Source organism: Snodgrassella alvi (genome assembly GCF_002777855.1).
Classification (GTDB): domain Bacteria; phylum Pseudomonadota; class Gammaproteobacteria; order Burkholderiales; family Neisseriaceae; genus Snodgrassella; species Snodgrassella alvi_E.
The window spans coordinates 41,776-60,034 of record NZ_MEIK01000016.1 but is presented as its reverse complement, the minus strand read 5'-3'; the positions used below and the strand labels follow the sequence as shown (position 1 = coordinate 60,034).

The 18,259-nt window shown below is 40.2% G+C and carries 12 protein-coding genes and 4 tRNA genes; 7 read left to right on the top strand and 9 right to left on the bottom strand.

All coding sequences use genetic code 11. The features are described 5' to 3' along the window. From sdhA to BHC43_RS02340, 4 genes are all read right to left on the bottom strand, one after another. On the bottom strand, positions 1–1,770 hold the full coding sequence (gene sdhA / locus BHC43_RS02355) for a succinate dehydrogenase flavoprotein subunit (RefSeq protein ID WP_100141523.1): 1,770 nt from the start codon (positions 1,768–1,770) through the stop codon (positions 1–3). A 2-nt stretch (positions 1,771–1,772) separates the two neighbouring features. Beyond that, positions 1,773–2,120: a succinate dehydrogenase, hydrophobic membrane anchor protein gene (gene sdhD, locus BHC43_RS02350; protein ID WP_100152104.1), complete on the bottom strand. Its 348-nt coding sequence runs from the start codon at positions 2,118–2,120 to the stop codon at positions 1,773–1,775. Further along, positions 2,117–2,497 carry a succinate dehydrogenase, cytochrome b556 subunit gene (gene sdhC / locus BHC43_RS02345; RefSeq protein WP_100152105.1) on the bottom strand — a complete coding sequence of 127 codons (381 nt, stop codon included), beginning with the start codon at positions 2,495–2,497 and terminating at the stop codon, positions 2,117–2,119. Before sdhC ends, sdhD begins: the two co-directional genes overlap by 4 nt. Before the next feature lie 139 nt (positions 2,498–2,636). Continuing rightward, a complete protein-coding gene (locus BHC43_RS02340; protein ID WP_180295853.1) occupies positions 2,637–3,401 on the bottom strand; it encodes a GntR family transcriptional regulator in 765 nt (254 codons plus the stop codon). A gap of 223 nt (positions 3,402–3,624) precedes the next feature. Here BHC43_RS02340 and BHC43_RS02335 point away from each other — a divergent pair, with 223 nt between their 5' ends. Next, positions 3,625–4,602: a malate dehydrogenase gene (locus tag BHC43_RS02335; protein WP_100141527.1), complete on the top strand. Its 978-nt coding sequence runs from the start codon at positions 3,625–3,627 to the stop codon at positions 4,600–4,602. A 59-nt stretch (positions 4,603–4,661) separates the two neighbouring features. Here BHC43_RS02335 and BHC43_RS11045 read toward each other — a convergent pair whose 3' ends face one another. Then, positions 4,662–4,838 carry a protein MIGRI gene (locus BHC43_RS11045; RefSeq protein ID WP_445081773.1) on the bottom strand — a complete coding sequence of 59 codons (177 nt, stop codon included), beginning with the start codon at positions 4,836–4,838 and terminating at the stop codon, positions 4,662–4,664. Positions 4,839–4,918: 80 nt separating this feature from the next. Between BHC43_RS11045 and metX the strand changes: the two genes are divergently transcribed. Both metX and metW read left to right on the top strand, forming a co-directional pair. Next, positions 4,919–6,058 carry a homoserine O-succinyltransferase MetX gene (gene metX, locus BHC43_RS02330; protein WP_100156411.1) on the top strand — a complete coding sequence of 380 codons (1,140 nt, stop codon included), beginning with the start codon at positions 4,919–4,921 and terminating at the stop codon, positions 6,056–6,058. Continuing rightward, positions 6,055–6,651, top strand: coding sequence for a methionine biosynthesis protein MetW (metW, locus tag BHC43_RS02325; RefSeq protein WP_100141529.1), 597 nt, complete (start codon positions 6,055–6,057; stop codon positions 6,649–6,651). Before metX ends, metW begins: the two co-directional genes overlap by 4 nt. 92 nt (positions 6,652–6,743) lie before the next feature. Here the strand turns inward: metW and BHC43_RS02320 are convergent, their stop codons facing one another. Then, complete coding sequence (locus BHC43_RS02320) at positions 6,744–6,926, bottom strand: hypothetical protein (RefSeq protein WP_100156410.1); 183 nt, start codon at positions 6,924–6,926, stop codon at positions 6,744–6,746. Here BHC43_RS02320 and argS point away from each other — a divergent pair. Beyond that, entirely contained in the window at positions 6,925–8,646 is a 1,722-nt protein-coding gene (gene argS / locus BHC43_RS02315) for an arginine--tRNA ligase (protein ID WP_100156409.1), read from the top strand. The genes BHC43_RS02320 and argS overlap by 2 nt on opposite strands. Positions 8,647–8,944: 298 nt before the next feature. Continuing rightward, positions 8,945–9,029: transfer RNA gene (locus tag BHC43_RS02310), tRNA-Leu, on the top strand. A gap of 452 nt (positions 9,030–9,481) precedes the next feature. Here BHC43_RS02310 and BHC43_RS02305 read toward each other — a convergent pair. From BHC43_RS02305 to BHC43_RS02295, 3 genes are all read right to left on the bottom strand, one after another. Then, positions 9,482–9,557, bottom strand: a tRNA-Val gene (locus BHC43_RS02305). 26 nt (positions 9,558–9,583) lie between these two features. Then, positions 9,584–9,660, bottom strand: a tRNA-Asp gene (locus BHC43_RS02300). A gap of 32 nt (positions 9,661–9,692) precedes the next feature. Beyond that, positions 9,693–9,768, bottom strand: a tRNA-Val gene (locus BHC43_RS02295). Between the two features lie 887 nt (positions 9,769–10,655). Here BHC43_RS02295 and BHC43_RS02290 point away from each other — a divergent pair. Together BHC43_RS02290 and BHC43_RS02285 are read left to right on the top strand one after the other, a co-directional pair. Next, positions 10,656–14,009 (top strand): PilC/PilY family type IV pilus protein, encoded by a 3,354-nt coding sequence (locus BHC43_RS02290; RefSeq protein WP_180297409.1) that lies wholly within the window; start codon positions 10,656–10,658, stop codon positions 14,007–14,009. 699 nt (positions 14,010–14,708) lie between these two features. Continuing rightward, complete coding sequence (locus BHC43_RS02285) at positions 14,709–18,239, top strand: PilC/PilY family type IV pilus protein (RefSeq protein WP_100156407.1); 3,531 nt, start codon at positions 14,709–14,711, stop codon at positions 18,237–18,239. The last annotated feature ends 20 nt before the right edge of the window (positions 18,240–18,259 follow it).

Below are 18,259 nucleotides of genomic sequence, written 5' to 3'. Positions count from 1 at the left end.
TTAGTAAACGCGTTCAGCCGGTTTTATATATTCCACACTCAAAGGTTTAGTGTGTACTGGTTTATATTCCAGATGCTGATCTTCTGCGTAATACAATGTGTGTTTCATCCAATTTTCATCGTCACGTTTAGGGTGATCATCAGAAGCATGAGCACCACGTGATTCTTTACGTGCAGCAGCAGAAACCAGCGTAGCCTGAGCCACTTCAATCAGGTTATCCAGTTCCAGCGCTTCTAGTCGTGCTGTATTCCAAACCTTACTCTTATCATGAATCTGAGATTTAGCCACACGAGTAGCAATCTCATTGATTTTATCTACGCCTTCTTTTAGTAAGGCATCGGTGCGGAATACACCAGCATGCGACTGTACACAACGCTGCAAATCAGTACGAACATCAGACACTTCTTCACCATTCGTCTGATTTTCCAGTCGGCTGAGACGTGCCAAAGTTTTCTCACCGGCATCAGCTGGCAATTCACGATGAGCAACCTGCTGATTAATATACTCAATCATGTGGTCACCGGCCGCTTTACCAAACACCACCAAATCAAGTAAAGAATTAGTGCCTAGACGGTTGGCTCCGTGCACAGATGCACATGCACACTCACCTGCAGCATAAAAACCAGGTACAGGAGCTTCCAGATCATCACCTTTGGCCATAACTACCTGACCATGATAATTAGTCGGAATACCACCCATCATATAGTGACAGGTTGGTACCACCGGTATCGGGTCTTTAATCGGATCCACACCGGCAAACTGAATGGAAATTTCGCGAATACCCGGCAATTTTTCCATAATTTTCTGCGCACCTAAGTGGTCCACTTTTAGCAAAACATGATCTTTATTTTTACCGACACCACGGCCTTCATGAATTTCAATAGCCATAGCACGAGACACCACATCGCGGCATGCTAAGTCTTTTACAGTAGGCGCATAGCGTTCCATAAAACGCTCACCTTCACTGTTTAGCAAGATTCCACCTTCACCACGTACACCTTCAGTAATCAGCACACCAGCACCGGCCAAGCCTGTAGGATGGAACTGCCAAAACTCCATGTCTTCCAATGGAATACCTGCACGAGCTGCAATCCCCAGTCCATCGCCGGTATTCATATAGGCATTAGTAGAGGAAGCATAAATACGACCGGCACCGCCAGTTGCAAAAAGCACAGCCTTAGCATGCAGGATGTAAACTTCACCAGTTTCCATTTCCATGGCAACGACGCCAATGACTACACCCTCTGAATCCCGAATCAGATCCAGCGCTGCCCACTCTACAAAAAACTGAGTTTCAGCATGAACATTTTGCTGATACAAAGTATGCAGCATGGCATGGCCAGTACGGTCAGCCACGGCACAAGCACGCTCCACTGCTCTTTTACCAAATTCGGCAGTATGCCCGCCAAAAGGACGCTGATAAATTTTGCCGGATTCAACACGGTCAAATGGCATACCCATGTGTTCCAGCTCTACCACCGCATCAGGTGCACGACGAGTCATGAACTCAATTGCGTCCTGATCACCCAGCCAGTCAGAACCCTTTACGGTATCGTACATGTGCCAGCTCCAGTGGTCTTCCTGCACATTACCCAGCGAGGCGGAAATACCACCCTGAGCAGCAACCGTATGCGAACGAGTTGGGAAAACTTTAGATAGCACCACTGTATTTAAACCTGCTTTAGATAATTGCAGAGCCGCACGAAGCCCTGCACCACCGCCGCCAACAATTACTGCATCAAAACGACGTACCGGCAAACTCTTGGGCATACTCATGCTAACCCCCAAATCACTTTAACAGAATAAATCAGACTGCCTAACAGCCATAAAATAGTAGCCACATGTAAAAACAGGCGTAACCCCGCCGGTTTAATGTAATCCATCCATAAATCACGAATACCAATCCAGGCATGCATCACCAGTGCCAGCACAAATATCTGAGTCACCAAGCGCACCCAAGTCAGGCTAAAAAAACAGCGCCAATCCTGATAAGTATGGGGTAAACAGATGATCATGATTAAAAACAGCACTGAATACACCAGCATGATGACAGCGGTGATGCGCTGCATAATCCAGTCGCGCAAGCCATAGTGCGCGCCAGCTAATTTACGGTCTATCATGATAATAAACACGCTCCATAAATAATAACGGTCAATACAATTGCACATACCACCACAGCTTTGGCAGAAGCTCGTGCTGTTTTCAGTTCTGTACCTTTATGTATATCCAGAAGCAGAAAGCGAATACCGGCCAGACTGTGATAAACGTAGGCCAGCAACAGCACAAAAAGAATGCACTTAACCAAAGGATGGTGTACTAATGCTTGATAAGTATTAAACGCAGATTCATGGGACAGCGTACCTGCAAACAGCCACAATAAAACCGGAATACAGATAAACAGTGCCACACCACTGAAACGATGAAAAATAGATACAATACCCGGAATGGGTAATCGTATCTTTTGAATATCCAGATAAACTGGCCTTTCCTTTTGCATCGGTAACTCCTCTTGATTATTAGAAGATTTAACTCAAAACTAGCGACTCACGCCGCCTCAAACCGAAATTTACTGCAATTGACCCAGTTTTTAACAAACCAGTAAAAAAACAACAGATAAATTATTTACAATTCAGTCTTCAAAAATCTGCTGAACTTAATGAAAGCTGCAAAGCCTGACTTCCAAATTGTAAATAACGCCGGCGCCACTCATAAGCTACACCGTCAACACTCTGACTTAGGCGCCCCAGACAAAGTGCAGATGTAACCATATCCGCTTTTAACAGTTTGGCTGTTTCTGCACGCAGCGAAGTCTGCCAGAGCCATTGTTGCGCAGTATCCACCAGAACATCATATTCAATCAACAAAAAAGCATAAAAACTGCCGCGGCGGCGCACAAAACGTACATTTAAATCCGGCAATAATGCAACAGGTAAATACATCTCATCTACTGCCACCTCTGTATAACCAGTACGCCACAGCAACATAATTTTCCAAACAGATTCTGCCACCTTAATACCCAGCTGCTCTGCCGTTTCTTCATCAGCAGCGGCAACCGCAAGACTCAATACTTCAGCTACAGGCCAGATTTTTTCCAGCCTATCCTTGTGTAAGGCAGGTATTTCCGTAAAAGGAAAACAACCCCAATCCCAGTTTTGCTTAGTAACAAAAGTACCCACCCCTTGCTGGCGCTGCAAAATACCACGCGCCGCCAATTCACTCAGACCCTTACGTATCGTACCCTGACTGACTTTCCACTGCTCTGCCAGATTCCATTCGCTTGGAAGAGGCTGGCCAGGTTTGAAATCGCCATCCACAAGTAGGTGTACTACCCGCTTCATGACAGACTGATATAGAGGAATATGCCTTTTAAGCGGATTAAGTTTGAATCTATTGTACGACATTTCTAACTCAAGTAAACAAAGTCTTATATAAGACATAAGATATCACAAAAATTGCTAAAATATTCTCAAAAAACATCATTCCATTACGTCAATTAATTTAATTTTGAACAAATTTTTGCTATCATACCGACCTAAATTTTGTGGTGCAGCATCATCAACCACCTTGTAAAGACAAGAAAAACTATTTGTTGTCGTGTTTATTTATTTATTAAGAGGACAAGTTATGAAAAAACCTGTACGCATTGCCGTAACGGGTGCTACTGGCCAGATTGGTTATGCTCTGCTATTCCGTATTGCCAGCGGCGATATGCTTGGAACCGATACACCGGTTATTCTTCAACTGCTTGATTTGCCACAATCACAGACTGCTGCACAGGGTGTCATGATGGAATTGCAGGATTGTGCATTTCCCCTGCTGGTTGATATGTTTGCAACTCATGATCCGGAAGTAGCTTTTAAAGATGCGGATATTGCCATTCTCGTGGGCGCCCGCCCTCGCAGCAAAGGAATGGAACGCAGCGATCTATTACAAGCCAACGCAGAAATCTTCGCAACTCAGGGTGCGGCGCTAAATAAAGTAGCCAGCCGCAATGTTAAAGTAGTAGTGGTTGGCAATCCGGCCAATACCAATGCTTACATTGCCATGAAATCTGCGCCCGATTTACCCGCTAAAAATTTCACTGCCCTGATGCGTCTGGATCACAATCGCGCACTCAGTCAATTGGCAGAAAAAACGGGTAAGCCAGTAAGTAAAATCAGTAAATTATGCGTATGGGGCAATCATAGTCCCACCATGTATGCAGATTATCGCTTTGCCACTATTGATAACGAAAATATAGCAGAGATGATTAATGACCAAAGCTGGTATGTGAACGAATTTCTGCCTAAAGTAGGTAAGCGGGGATCAGCAATTATCGAAGCACGTGGCCTTTCTTCTGCAGCTAGTGCGGCCAATGCCATCATTGATCAAATTCATGATTGGGTAATCGGTACTAACGGCGAATGGGTTACTATGGGTGTGCCTTCTGATGGTTCTTATGGCATTCCAGAAGAAATGGTATTCGGTTTCCCGATGACCTGCGAAAATGGTGAGTACACTATCGTCAAAGATTTGCCAATAGATGAATTCAGCCAGCAACGCATTAATCAGACTCTGGCCGAGCTTGAAGAAGAAAAAGCCGAAGTCAGCAATTTAATTTAACATTTCAAACCTGTTTACGGCCAGCACTAATTGCTGGCCGTTTTTGTCTAAGCGAAACTTCAGTCTCCTTTTAGCACATATAATAAACATATCAGCGCAGCCATACTTAACAATATCAACGCCAGACAGTTCACCCAGTAACTTATTGTTTCTCTATTCCGCTTTCTCAGTACGCATCTGTATATCACCACCAAAAACAAACCAATTATCAACAGACGCAGTAATCGTCCAATCATTTACTTTCCAAAACATGTAATCCTGTGCAAACAACGTAAAGTCGTTATAATGCCCATTTTCTATTCTTTTACATATTCTCATGAAAGAAGTAGACAGTATAGGCCTTGTCATCCCGCAGAAGCTGTTTTTTGACTGTCCGCTCACCCTGCAAAATGGTAGCGTTTTACCACATTTTGCGCTAATGATAGAAACCTATGGCTGTCTAAATGCAGATAAAAGCAATGCGGTACTGATTTGCCATGCTTTGTCTGGAAATCATCATGTTGCAGGTTACCACAATCGCGATGACAAACATCCTGGCTGGTGGGATAACATGGTTGGTCCTGGCAAACCAGTTGATACCAACCGTTTCTTTGTCGTGGGATTGAACAATCTGGGTGGATGCCATGGCAGCACCGGACCTTTAAGCATCAATCCCACTACCGGACAGGCTTATGGTGCTGAATTTCCAATGGTTACCGTAAAAGATTGGGTGAAAAGCCAAGCTATGCTAGCCGATCGGCTAGGTATCCAGCAATGGGCTGCCATCATGGGTGGCAGTCTAGGTGGAATGCAGGCACTACAATGGGCTATAGATGAACCAAAACGATTACGCCATGCGCTGATTATCGCCTCAGCACCCCGTTTATCTACCCAGAATATTGCTTTCAACGATGTCGCTCGACAAGCCATACTTACTGACCCCGACTTCTGTCAGGGTCACTACGTACAACAACAAAAAATTCCACGTCGTGGTTTGCGCATTGCTCGCATGATGGGACACATCACTTATCTCGCTGAAGACGGCCTAGGCAAAAAATTTGGCCGGCAAATGCGTCAGCCAAATTATCAATATGATTACAATGTCGAATTCGAAGTAGAATCTTACTTACGTTATCAGGGTGACAAATTTGCCGAGATGTTCGATGCCAATAGTTATTTACTAATGACAAAAGCTCTGGATTATTTCGATCCGGCAAAAGACTTTGATGGCGATTTAGTAGCCGCAGTCTCAACAATTCAAGCTAAAATATTTCTGGCCAGCTTCAGCAGTGACTGGCGTTTTTCACCCAGACGTTCACAGGAATTGCTGGATGCTTTGGTGGCAGCCAACAAACCTGTACAGTATATCGCGCTCAACTCCGTTCACGGCCATGATGCTTTTTTAATGGAAGACAAGGATTATCAGGCCGCCATCCGCATTTATTTCAATAACATAGCTAGCGAACTTACATTATGAACACTTCTACTACGCCATTGCGTGGTGACTTACAACTAATTTTCGACTGGATAACTCCAAATAGCCGTGTTCTGGATTTAGGTTGCGGAGATGGAGAATTGCTGGCTGCACTGGTTAAACACAAAAATTGTCAGGGTTATGGACTGGAAATTGCCACAGACTACGTCCTGGCGGCCATGCAACGTGGTATCAATGTCATACAGGCTGATCTGGAAGCAGGACTGCAACACTTCAATGATAATAGCTTTGATATAATCGTTTTAAGCCAAACCATTCAATCCATGCAGAATACAGAAAAAATTTTACAGGAAATGAAACGTGTAGCACGTGAAGCTATCGTTACTTTTCCCAATTTTGGTTACTGGCGCAACCGTTTGCAAATTGCTTTACGCGGCCACATGCCCGTATCTGAACGCATGCCCTATCAATGGTATAACACACCAAATATACATTGGTGTACCTTACAAGATTTTGACAAGTTATGCGCCAAAAATCATTTAAATGTGCTGCAACGCGCCGTAATGAGTGGCAATAAACGTATCTCATTGTGGCCAAACCTATTAGGTAGTCTAGCTTTTTATCGCGTAGGTTAAAAATAAAAAGAAATAGTAGCTTCTGCTCTAAGCCTTAAAAACAACTGCTAGGGTAACCATCATGTACGCACTCATTTTCAACCCAGAAAATGTCACATCAACCAAAATTCAGCCCCTAGCACACTCATATTCATAACACCAATCTGTGTAAAACTATCATTTATCTCACAATCAGCAGCAATCCAAAAATCCCCTTGCCGATAATAGTCTTTGCGGATGCGATTAAAGCGTATTTGTGCGAAAATTAGCCATTTTCTTAAGTACTGAATCAACATGAAATTACATCAACAAGTTGCTGCTGAAGTAACAAAAGCTTTCAGCGCAACCGGACTTGCTGAACACCAGATCGTATTACAACCCGCCAAAAACCGCGATTTTGGTGATTATCAAATTAACGGCGTAATGGGTGCTGCAAAAAAAACAAAGCAGAATCCACGTGAACTGGCAAAAAAAGTTGCTGACGCTCTATCAGACAACCCGTTGATAGCTTCCGCCGAGGTTGCCGGTCCCGGCTTCATCAACTTACGATTGCGCCCAGAAAAACTGGCTCAGTACATCCAATCAGCTTTAAAAAACGAAAATCTGGGGATTGCCCAAAGCAGCACTCCACAAACAGTAGTAATCGATTATTCCTCGCCTAATCTAGCCAAGGAAATGCACGTCGGACACTTGCGATCAAGCATCATAGGCGATAGTCTCAACCGCATACTGTCCTTTCTTGGCCATAAAGTAATTCCGCAAAATCACGTTGGAGACTGGGGCACCCAGTTTGGCATGCTGGTAGCCTATCTGATAGAACAGCAGAAAAACGGCAATGCAGCTCTAGAACTAGCTGATTTAGAACAATTCTACCGCAATGCCAAAGTTCGATTTGACGAAGATGAAAACTTTGCCAATACTGCGCGCGAGTATGTCGTAAAACTTCAGAGTGGCAACAAAGAAGTTTTAGCATTATGGCAGCAATTTGTACAAACATCACTGCAGCATGCACAGGCCATTTATCAAAAACTAGGACTAAAACTGCAACCTAAAGATGTAACCGGAGAATCCTTTTACAACGATCAGTTGCAATCTACAGTCAACGAATTGCTGGATAAAGGTATCGCCGTAGACAGTGACGGCACCAAAGTTGTTTTTTTGGAAGAATTTAAAAACCAAGATGATGAACCAGCACCTTTTATTATTCAGAAAAAAGATGGCGGCTTTCTGTACGCTAGCACTGATTTAGCTTGCCTACGCTATCGCATCAATACCTTGCATGGTGACCGATTAATGTATGTAGTTGATGCACGTCAGAGCTTACATTTTGACGAACTATTTACAGTAGCACGTAAAGCCGGCTGGCTACCCGATAGCGTGCATGCAGAACATGTACCTTTCGGTACCATGATGGGTAAAGATGGTAAACCGTTCAAAACCCGCAGTGGCGATACCGTAAAATTAATGGATTTAATTCACGAAGCTGTGAATCGCGCTTCCGCCTTAGTAGCTGCTAAAAATCCTAATTTGAGTGCTGACGAAATAGCTCATATCGGAGAGGTAGTTGGCATAGGTGCAGTAAAATACGCAGACTTAAGCAAAAACCGAACCAGTGATTATGTATTCGACTGGGACAGTATGCTGTCACTAGAAGGCAACACTGCCCCTTATTTACAATATGCCTACACCCGTGTACAAAGCGTCTTCCGTAAAGCAGGCACATGGAATGAACAGGCACCGATTAGCCTCAAAGAACCATTAGAACTCCAGTTGGCTGTAGAACTACTCAAGTTTGAAGATATACTCGATAGCGTGGCAGAAACATCTTTTCCACATTATCTTGCTGCCTATCTGTACCAAATTGCCACCCTATTCAGCCGTTTCTATGAAGCCTGTCCTATTCTTAAAGCAGATGAATCCACGCGCAATAGCCGTTTACAGCTCACCAGCCTGACCGGTAAAACCTTACGACAAGGTCTGGCTTTACTGGGTATTGACACACTGGAAACCATGTAAACCTATTTTCATATGCAGAGAATACAGTACAGTCTGAAGCAAAGTAATTCAGACTGTACTGTATTAAACAACTACATAAATCATATTTGATTAATATCTGTATATAATAGGAAATTCTATTCCACCACAAGTTACTTAAATGAAATAAGTTTATTTCGTCTTTCTAGCAAGGTTTGTCTAGAATATTTTTATTGTCTTTAAACCGTATATTTATCTGTTTGTATATTCTTAATTTATTTTTCTTGGCACGTTTTTCAAACTATCTTATAATGATCGTCTGAATCAAGTTTTGATTTATGCGGATATGGCGAAATTGGTAGACGCACCAGATTTAGGTTCTGGCGCCGAAAGGTGTAAGAGTTCGAGTCTCTTTATCCGCACCACAGATTTTAAAAAAGGTATCTTTATTTAAGATACCTTTTTTTAATACCTCACATTTTCCCAGCCCCTGAATCTAGTCCATAATATCTGGCTTTTTCTATACGCAAACTAACTGGATCCTCTAGATACCAATATCTTCATTATCTCTATAAATCTCCAAACAAAAGATTAAATGATCTATAGAAATTTGCTCTCTACCCAAATCCAAGAACAATTTTCAAATTTTTTATTCTTCACTCTGATGATATGATGTGCGGATGCGCTCAAAGCAATCACAAATATGATCATGCACTGTTTTCAGCAAACTAAAATTAAATTATGCAGAATAAGTTGAATATTTACCGAATCTAAATTAAATTGTTTTGCATATATCTATATTAAGCTGTCGGTACCACTAAGAAAGCTAATAACTATGCAAAAATGAAGAAACTAGAATGATATAAAAAGATATGTTTGGTGGGTGATGACGGAGTCGAACCGCCGACATTCTGCTTGTAAGGCAGACGCTCTACCAACTGAGCTAATCACCCAAAAGAAAACAGCTAAATGGATATATTGGCGCGGCGGACGGGGCTCGAACCCGCGACCCCCGGCGTGACAGGCCGGTACTCTAACCAACTGAGCTACCACCGCGCAAATTTTATGCTAATGCATAAAATAAAAACTGGTGGGTGATGACGGAGTCGAACCGCCGACATTCTGCTTGTAAGGCAGACGCTCTACCAACTGAGCTAATCACCCTGTGCTGTTGAGGCGCGTATTTAATCACAGTGCCAACACTTCAGCAAGCTATTTTTTAAATTAGCAATCACTTATTAGCTAGTTATATGTTTTTTATAGATATAATTATTAAAGTAGAAATATGACTTATACATTAAATCATTCTGTAACAATAAATTTATAATTCAATTTGAAGATACAACCAATATAAAACAACCTTACCACAGCCATACATGGCTCAAACCTCAAAAACACACTAATCTATTAATTGTCTTTTTATCCATCATCCCACTACATTACAGCCATACAAGTTTTTTTGTTCAGGAGCTAACCAAGCTCAGCTGATCATCAATATCGAACTGCAAAATTAACAAAACAAAACATGTATAAATGTGCAATAAGCAATAAAATTGCCAATATAGATAAAAAAGGATTTAATAATTCATTACTGAAATCGAGAATTAAACTAAAGTAAAAGCTAAATACAATCTTAAACTACACAATAAACATATTAATAAATATAAAATACGCAATAAAATTTTAATAAATATCGATTAATTTATCCTTTACATTAATTTATTGGCTCTATCTAAGCAAAGTTAATCTGTTTACTTCTAAAATAAATTAAAAGATTAATTTTATTCAGGTTAGCATCCATGAGCATAAAATTGCTTAAAAATTCTTTTGGAATATAAAACACTGGCAAACGTTTCAGCTACCAACCTACTGTCTAACGGACCACATACTTACCTTCAAACTGAATGATTACTCATGTCTGGATAGTATCCAGCATAAATGTCAGGATAAAAATTAGCCCTTCTAAATATTTTTTTTATTACTTCTCTCTGTTCACCTTGCACAAGTTAATCAGCTGGCTAAAAACAGATATCATCAAACGCAGGAAACTTATGAACCAGCAACCTGAAGCCATTCACAATCAACAAACCAGAAAAGAGCAACTTTATCAAACTCTGCGATGCACTATTCTGGGAATATTGAGCTTACTGTCCTACTCCTCAGTCTCAGCCTCCGCCAATATCTTTGCCAATATCCCTTTACACTTACAAAGCAAATCGATTACCACCTCATCCTATAGCGTTAAACCCAATATCACATTCTACATCGACGATTCCGGCAGTATGTCCATGAACATTGTACCCATTACATACAAATGTCGTGTAAGTAAGTGGGTTCCTAATCCAGATGGAAAAGGTGGCTACTGGCCACCTTTTGCTGGCTATGAATACGGTTTTAACGTGAAACCCAAAAATACCTCAGAAGTCCGCTATAGCTGTGACACCTATCGTCGTATAGATTCAGTAAAAGAAGTATTAACAGACATCATCAATAACTATCATGATGATATGTATTTTGCTTTTCGACCCATGTGCGGTACAGGTGACCAAAAAAAATTCAACAAATTTTATGACACTTCAGATCCCGAAAATTACCAGAACATGCTGGACAATATTAAAAAACTTGAAACTCCATGTGATACACCAACCACACGCCAGTTTCCGGTCATCGCCCGCAATCTAGTGATAAACAAACTTAAATACCGTTGTCAAAAATCCTATATTATTCTGTTGAGTGATGGCGAGGCAGACAATACCTACTCCGTATCCGACAAAAACTACAATAACAGTAAAGACTCACGCTACGATGCTTATTTCGACCGTGATTACAGCAGTGAAAATGAGCGCCTTAATTTTCTGGCACGCAATCACAACATCAACAAACCATTACGTCTGAAATACTACACAGACAGGCTCAATAATTCTAACTTTGGCAACTATATCTACACCAAGGATTATTATAATTCCAGTGGCCGATCCATTAATGCATCACCAGTTAGAAGAAAAACCGATGAAGCAGGCCAGCCATGGGATGAAGTTGACCCCAAAACCGGTAAACGCTTTGTTCAAACTGCGCAAACCTTTACCATTGGTGTAGGTTTAGGCCAGCGTAATACCAATGAAGCCAAAATAGCCATTCCTTATTTGGAAAACGGTGCCACACCTAGTGGTGAATTTAATGAAAAAAACAATCCCAAAGGGCGCTTTTTCAACGCCAATTCCCGTGATGAAATTATCAGTGCCTTTGACAAAATTTTTAAAACCATTAAAGGAGAAATGACCGCTTCTACCATTCAAACCACCACTACTGCCCCCACCATTGCCATATCTAACACCAGTATCGGTAATTTATCCATTACCGCCAAAGTAGAAACCGGAGCATGGAGCAGCCGCATCTGTATATCAGATCTCGATAAAAAAAATAACAACGATACTTGCCCCATGCAACCATCCTTTGATAACCGGCAATTACTACTGAACGATGGCAAAAACACCTATCTCTTTGATGGCAATCTAAACAGTTTAAACAACAGCACATTTAAAATCAGCAATAATAATAAAAACCGTTTAGAATGGCGCGACGGTTTACTGGCTTGGTTAAACCGCTCTCTTACCGATTCAACACTCAAAAACAATGATTTTGTATTGGATTATCGCACCCGTCGTCCGTTGAAAGATTTTGGCAATACCCGTGATATCGGCGATATCATCGACAACCCAATTCTTACCGCCGGCAATATCGAAAACAATCGTCAGCAATACCTGATTACCTCAGCCAATGACGGCATGGTCTATGTATTCCGCTCAAGCAACAGCTCAAATTACCCGTACGATTTAAAATTCAACTACATGCCAATGGGCATCGAAAGACAAAGTAATAATGGTTCTGATTTAATTGCTCATTACTATAAAGATTTAACCAGTAAAAAATATGGTTCTAACGATTCCACCCCCCATCGCTACCTCCTCAACGGCGGCATGGTCGTACAACAGACAGATGGTAGCAACAATCGCCCACAACAAATTTTTATGGTTTCTACTTTAGGACAGGCTGGGCGCGGCGCCTTTGGTATCAACATCGGCGGGCACGATGTCATAACAGGCCGTCCTCTTGCTGCAGAAAATATGAATTCATCTAATTGGTATCAAGATGTATTTCTGTTTCAGACTCCAAGCGGAAAAGACAACCAATTCGGATATACCGTTGGCACACCTGCAATTGCCCGTGTACGCGTAAACAAGGCAGCCAACGCATCGGATACCTCTATAACCGACCACATCCGTCAGGCAGCATTCATCAGCAATGGTTACAACTACTCCTCAACTCTGGCTCAGGATATAAGCGCCAAACCCTCCCCTGAATCGGCTTTGTATATTTACGATATTCTCGGGATTGATGTAGGCACCAAAGCTTACACGCGTACAGGCCCCAAAAAAGGTGAACTGATTGCTAAACTGACTGCACCTAATAGTAAAGGCGGTCTATCCAGTCCCACCGTTATTGATATCGATGGAGATGGCATAGCCGACATTGTTTACGCTGGCGACTATGGAGGAAATCTCTATCGCTTTGATTTGCGTTCCCCTAATCCGGCCAACTGGAAAGTGCATAAAATTTTTACTGCTGATGCTCCTATTACTTCAGCACCAGGTGTAGTTTTGATACAGACACCCGGACAAAATCACAGTACCAGTCAAACCGCGATTATCACGTTTGGTACTGGAAGTGATATTTATCAATCAGACTTGAATAACAAACAGCAGCAATCAGTTTATGGAATCTATGACAATTTAAATCAGACACAAGTAGAAGAAATAAATAAAAATAATTTGTTAAAACAGGAATTTATTCAAAAAGAGCGTTATAGACTACTGAGTAATTACCCATTAAACCCAAAAGTTCACCGCGGCTGGTATTTCCTACTGCAAAACAACACTGGAGAACGTGTAGTCACGAAACCAGTGATAGTATCTTATGCCGGAGCTGTTCTTTCACGCACGTACAACGTGAAAAAAGAAAACAAACTTCCTGATCCATGTAAAGTAACAACCACAACACAGCGCACCTCAGTGAGCACTGGCAAAATCCAATATAATATAAAAAATGGAGGGGCATTACAGATTTCAGATCCCAACTTTGTGTTTGATGAACATGCACCAGCAGGCGCAAGTGTCAACAAAGAAGGACCTTTTGGTTTTATAGTATTAGGCTATAATGCTATTGATATAGGTGGGTCGGCTACCCAAAAGCCACTAAGTGAAAAAACGCCTTTCCCAGATAGTTGCTCACGTGCAGCAGTGGTCGCCGCCACAACCGATGGAGAAAAATTAACAGTAAATGTTCCACGCTGTCCTATCAGCATTAAGCAACTTTCATGGCGTGAAATAAGAACCAGCTATCACTAATTAAAACCAAGTATGCTTTAACAGTTTATTCTTTTTAATAGGCAGATTATATTCAAATATAATCTGCTTTATTTTCTCATACTGCGCGAATTCGTCTGATTTTTTATTTTGACATATTATTACATTGAGCAATAATCTTCATACATATTTTGGTAAATGTCGATAATATCAATTATTTAATTCTTTATTAAAACATACCATAAAATAATTGTTTGGCTGTTTGTTTCATTATTAGGATTCGAACAGACATGTAATCAATCTGATAATTTTTGTAAATAAGTTTTAATTCAAATCAATTGACTTAAACAGTTTTTATACCTATATTATCATATATTAGTTTTTATAAAATATACTTAATTTTGAAAAATATTTTTACATTTTAAGTAGTTTTGAAGACAATATCTTCATAAAATTTAACCAGCAGCCCAAGTAACAAGGTAAGGTATGAATAAAGTAGCAATTTAGAATTGAAAACCGGTTTTCTAAATCTAAAGCAATCATGATCTCAGCAATTATTGAAGATTTGAGTGCTAAGTGAATTTTTAGTTGAATGTATATTTACATAAAAATGTTTTAAATTTATTTTATTACACATTTCTTTAAAAGTAATAATATGAAAATATATATGTTTAACTGTTGATTGTATGTAATTAATTTCAAATTTAATATTTGCAGTTATATTAATCGGAGAACAACCCTATGTATAATAAAATCACAAGGGAAGAAAATTCCAGTTGTGGCTTTGGTAAAAGAATTATATTCAAAGCTGTAGCTGGGGCTTTGAGTTTAATTATGCTGCAAACTCAGGCAGCATCTAATATCTTTGCTGATGTTCCTCTGCGTTTACAAAGCAAATCTACTACTACAACTGCTTATAACATAAAACCTAATATTACTTTGTATATCGATGATTCGGGTAGTATGGGTGATTCAATCGGTTATCAATGTCAGTATCGTACATACACTTGTCAAAGATTAAACCCAAACACCAAAAAATGTTCTAACTGGGGTCCGACCAGCGCATGGAGCGGAGAGAATAATATGGTTACGGGATTTCCTGATTTAGCTAGACTAGATGAGCAAATTGATGATCCAAGTTTACCTGTAAATGAACACAAATGGACTTTTTATGGTTACTGTAAAGCTATCGGTGTCGATGGTGACAAGAAAACAACCAAAATGATGATGGTACAAAGAGTATTATCAGATATTGTTGACACCAATAAAAATGAATTTTATTTCAGTCTCCAACCAATGAATAACTGGGCTGATTTAGAAAAAAATCCTAATGGATCATATCCTGCATATATTACTCCAGACTACAACAAATTTTATGATACCTCTGAGCTTAAAGATTACCAGTTTATCAAAGATCATATAATTGGCAACAAAGCGCAATCTATTCGAGGATTAAGAGCATCGGGAGGCACACCCACAGCCCTAAGGTTAAACGCTGTTGTACGCAATACAGTGATGAACAAATTGAGATATCGTTGCCAGAAATCTTATTTAATCCTATTAACTGATGGTCTGGATGCCGGAACACTTCCAATAACAGATTCCACATATTATGCCGGACGACTCAACTACGGTTATGATGGTTATTTCGATGGAAGCAATATCAGACCAGATGGTACCCTCGTAAACATAAATAATCGGTTTAATTTGCTCAATTACTACACCAATACTTTGGCAAACAAAAATTTTGGTGATTACATTTATTCCAAAGATTTTGTTACTAACTCTGGTGGTGCTTACCAAGTAAATACCAATAAGTTTACGGATAGAAGATCAGTTGATGAAGCTGGTCAACCATGGAATGGACCGGATCCACTGGGCGATAAACCTGGACACACAAAAAATTTTACTCAGACAGCACAAACATTCACTATAGGTGTGGGACTGGGAAGCAGAGCTTTGTCAACTGACCAATCAAGAGCAATAGCATATTTGTTAAATGGTGCTTCTCCAAAGCCTGACTATGACCCCAAAACTAACCCAAATGCTAGGTACTTTTTCAATGCAAATTCGCTGCAGGAAATTAATGATGCATTTAAGAAAATTTTTGAAGAAATAAAAGGGAAAACAACCACTACTACAGTTAATGTCACTACCACTGCACCCACAGTAGGTGTTTCTAGTACAACAACTAAAAACGCCATGATTACTGCCCGAGTAGAAACCGGTGGCTGGAGTAGTCAGATTTGTATTAATAAACTGGATGATACAGATATTGCATCTTGCAAAATTCAGCCTGGCTATGCTAATCGTAAATTGTTGCTGAATGATGGTACAAACACTTATCTGTACTCTGATTCATTGAAAGATTTAAATAATAATTATTTTTCAATTCCAGATAATGACAAAAATAAGTCAGAATGGTTGAATGGCTTGCTTACTTGGCTTAGCCGTTCAAAAGCTGACAACGAAATTAAAAAAGACGGATATGTTCTGAACTACCGTGAGCGTAAGCAAAAAGAAAATTATGGAGACACCCGCAATATAGGCGATATTGATGATAATCCCATTCTTACTATTGGTGAGAATCAAAATAACGGATATCAGAAGTATATGATAACTTCTGCCAACGATGGTATGGTATATGTTTTCCAATCTACTAATAATGAAACTCAGCCTTATGATTTGAAATTTAATTTCATGCCTATGGCTATTGAGCGACAAAGTAATGATGGTAGTGATATTGTTGCACACTACTACAAAGATTTAACTGATAATAATTATGGTAGAGATAGTGAACATCCACATCGATTTTTATTAAATGGTGGTTTTTCTGTTTATGAAACTGAAAATAGAGGCGATGCACCTGAACTGATATTTATGGTTTCTAATATGGGTCAAGCCGGACGCGGAGCTTTCGCGATTAATATCGGCGGAAAAGATTTGATTTCTGGAAAGCCAATAGGCGCTGACAATATGGGAAGCTCCGACTGGTATAAAAATGTATTTCTTTTCCAGACGCCCAGCGGAGAAAATAATAAATTTGGCTATACAATTGGTACCCCTAGTGTAGCCCGTGTTCGGGTCAATACCGATAAAGATGCCTCAGCTGTTTCAGTTAAGGATCACATCCGGGAAGCTGCGTTCCTTAATAATGGATATAATTACTCTGAAGACTACCGTAACTTGCCAACTCAACAATCTGAAGAGTCAGCATTGTATATTTATGATGTACTGGGTATAGATGTCGGTACTGCTGGTTATGTCAGAACTGGAATGCATGCCGGACAACAAATAGCCAAGATAGTTGCGCCAGGCGGATCGGGAGGGTTATCCAGTCCGGTTGCTTATGATATTGATGGTGATGGCGTTGCTGATCTTGTTTATGCCGGTGATTATGCAGGTAATTTGTTCCGTTTTGATTTGCGTAGCCCAAATCCAGCTAATTGGAAAGCGACTAAAATCTTTTCAGCGGGTGTTCCTATTACTACTGCACCAGCTATTTATGAAGCCCAACAAGACCCTAATAATTCTTCATCGGATCAGAAAACGAATCGTAAAGTGGTTATTGTATTCGGTACAGGTAGTGATATTTATCAGTCTGATTTGGAAAATAAGGACCAACAAACCATCTATGGTATTTACGATGATCTGACACCTAATGTTGACCCACTGGTTAGTAAAAATTCTTTACTGCAACAAGTTATGACCTATAACGGTGGAACAGGTGTGTTAAGTAATAATCCTTTTTCAGCTGACAAATACAGAGGCTGGTATTTTAATCTGAATACTGATGGTGAACGTGTGGTAACACCTGTAGAACAGCTTTTATATTCTGGAATGGTGCTTACCCGTTCTTATTCAGTTTCTTCTGATAATAAGCTTCGTGATCCTTGTCAGCCGGTAACCACAAATGAAAAAACCAATGTTTACACAAGAAAAACGCAATTCAATGCTCTAACAGGTGGTGCATTGCTTGAATCGGATCCGCATATCATCTTTGATCCAAACACTCCTTTAGCAAGCAGTGTCGGCATTGATAGTCTAGTAGGTATGAAAATTAGTGGCGGAAGTAATAAGAATGTTCTCAGCGTTTCTGGTAAACAAACTTCATTAAATAAACAAAAGGAAAATCAGACAAGCTGTTTACGAACCGCTCCTCAGATAGCTATGACTGATGGATCCAAACCAGTGATAAATGGTATTCAAATGTGTCCTATCAGTATTAAACGATTGTCATGGAGAGAAGTGAAAACAAGTTATCTTGATTAAATTAATTAAATAGCTAGTAT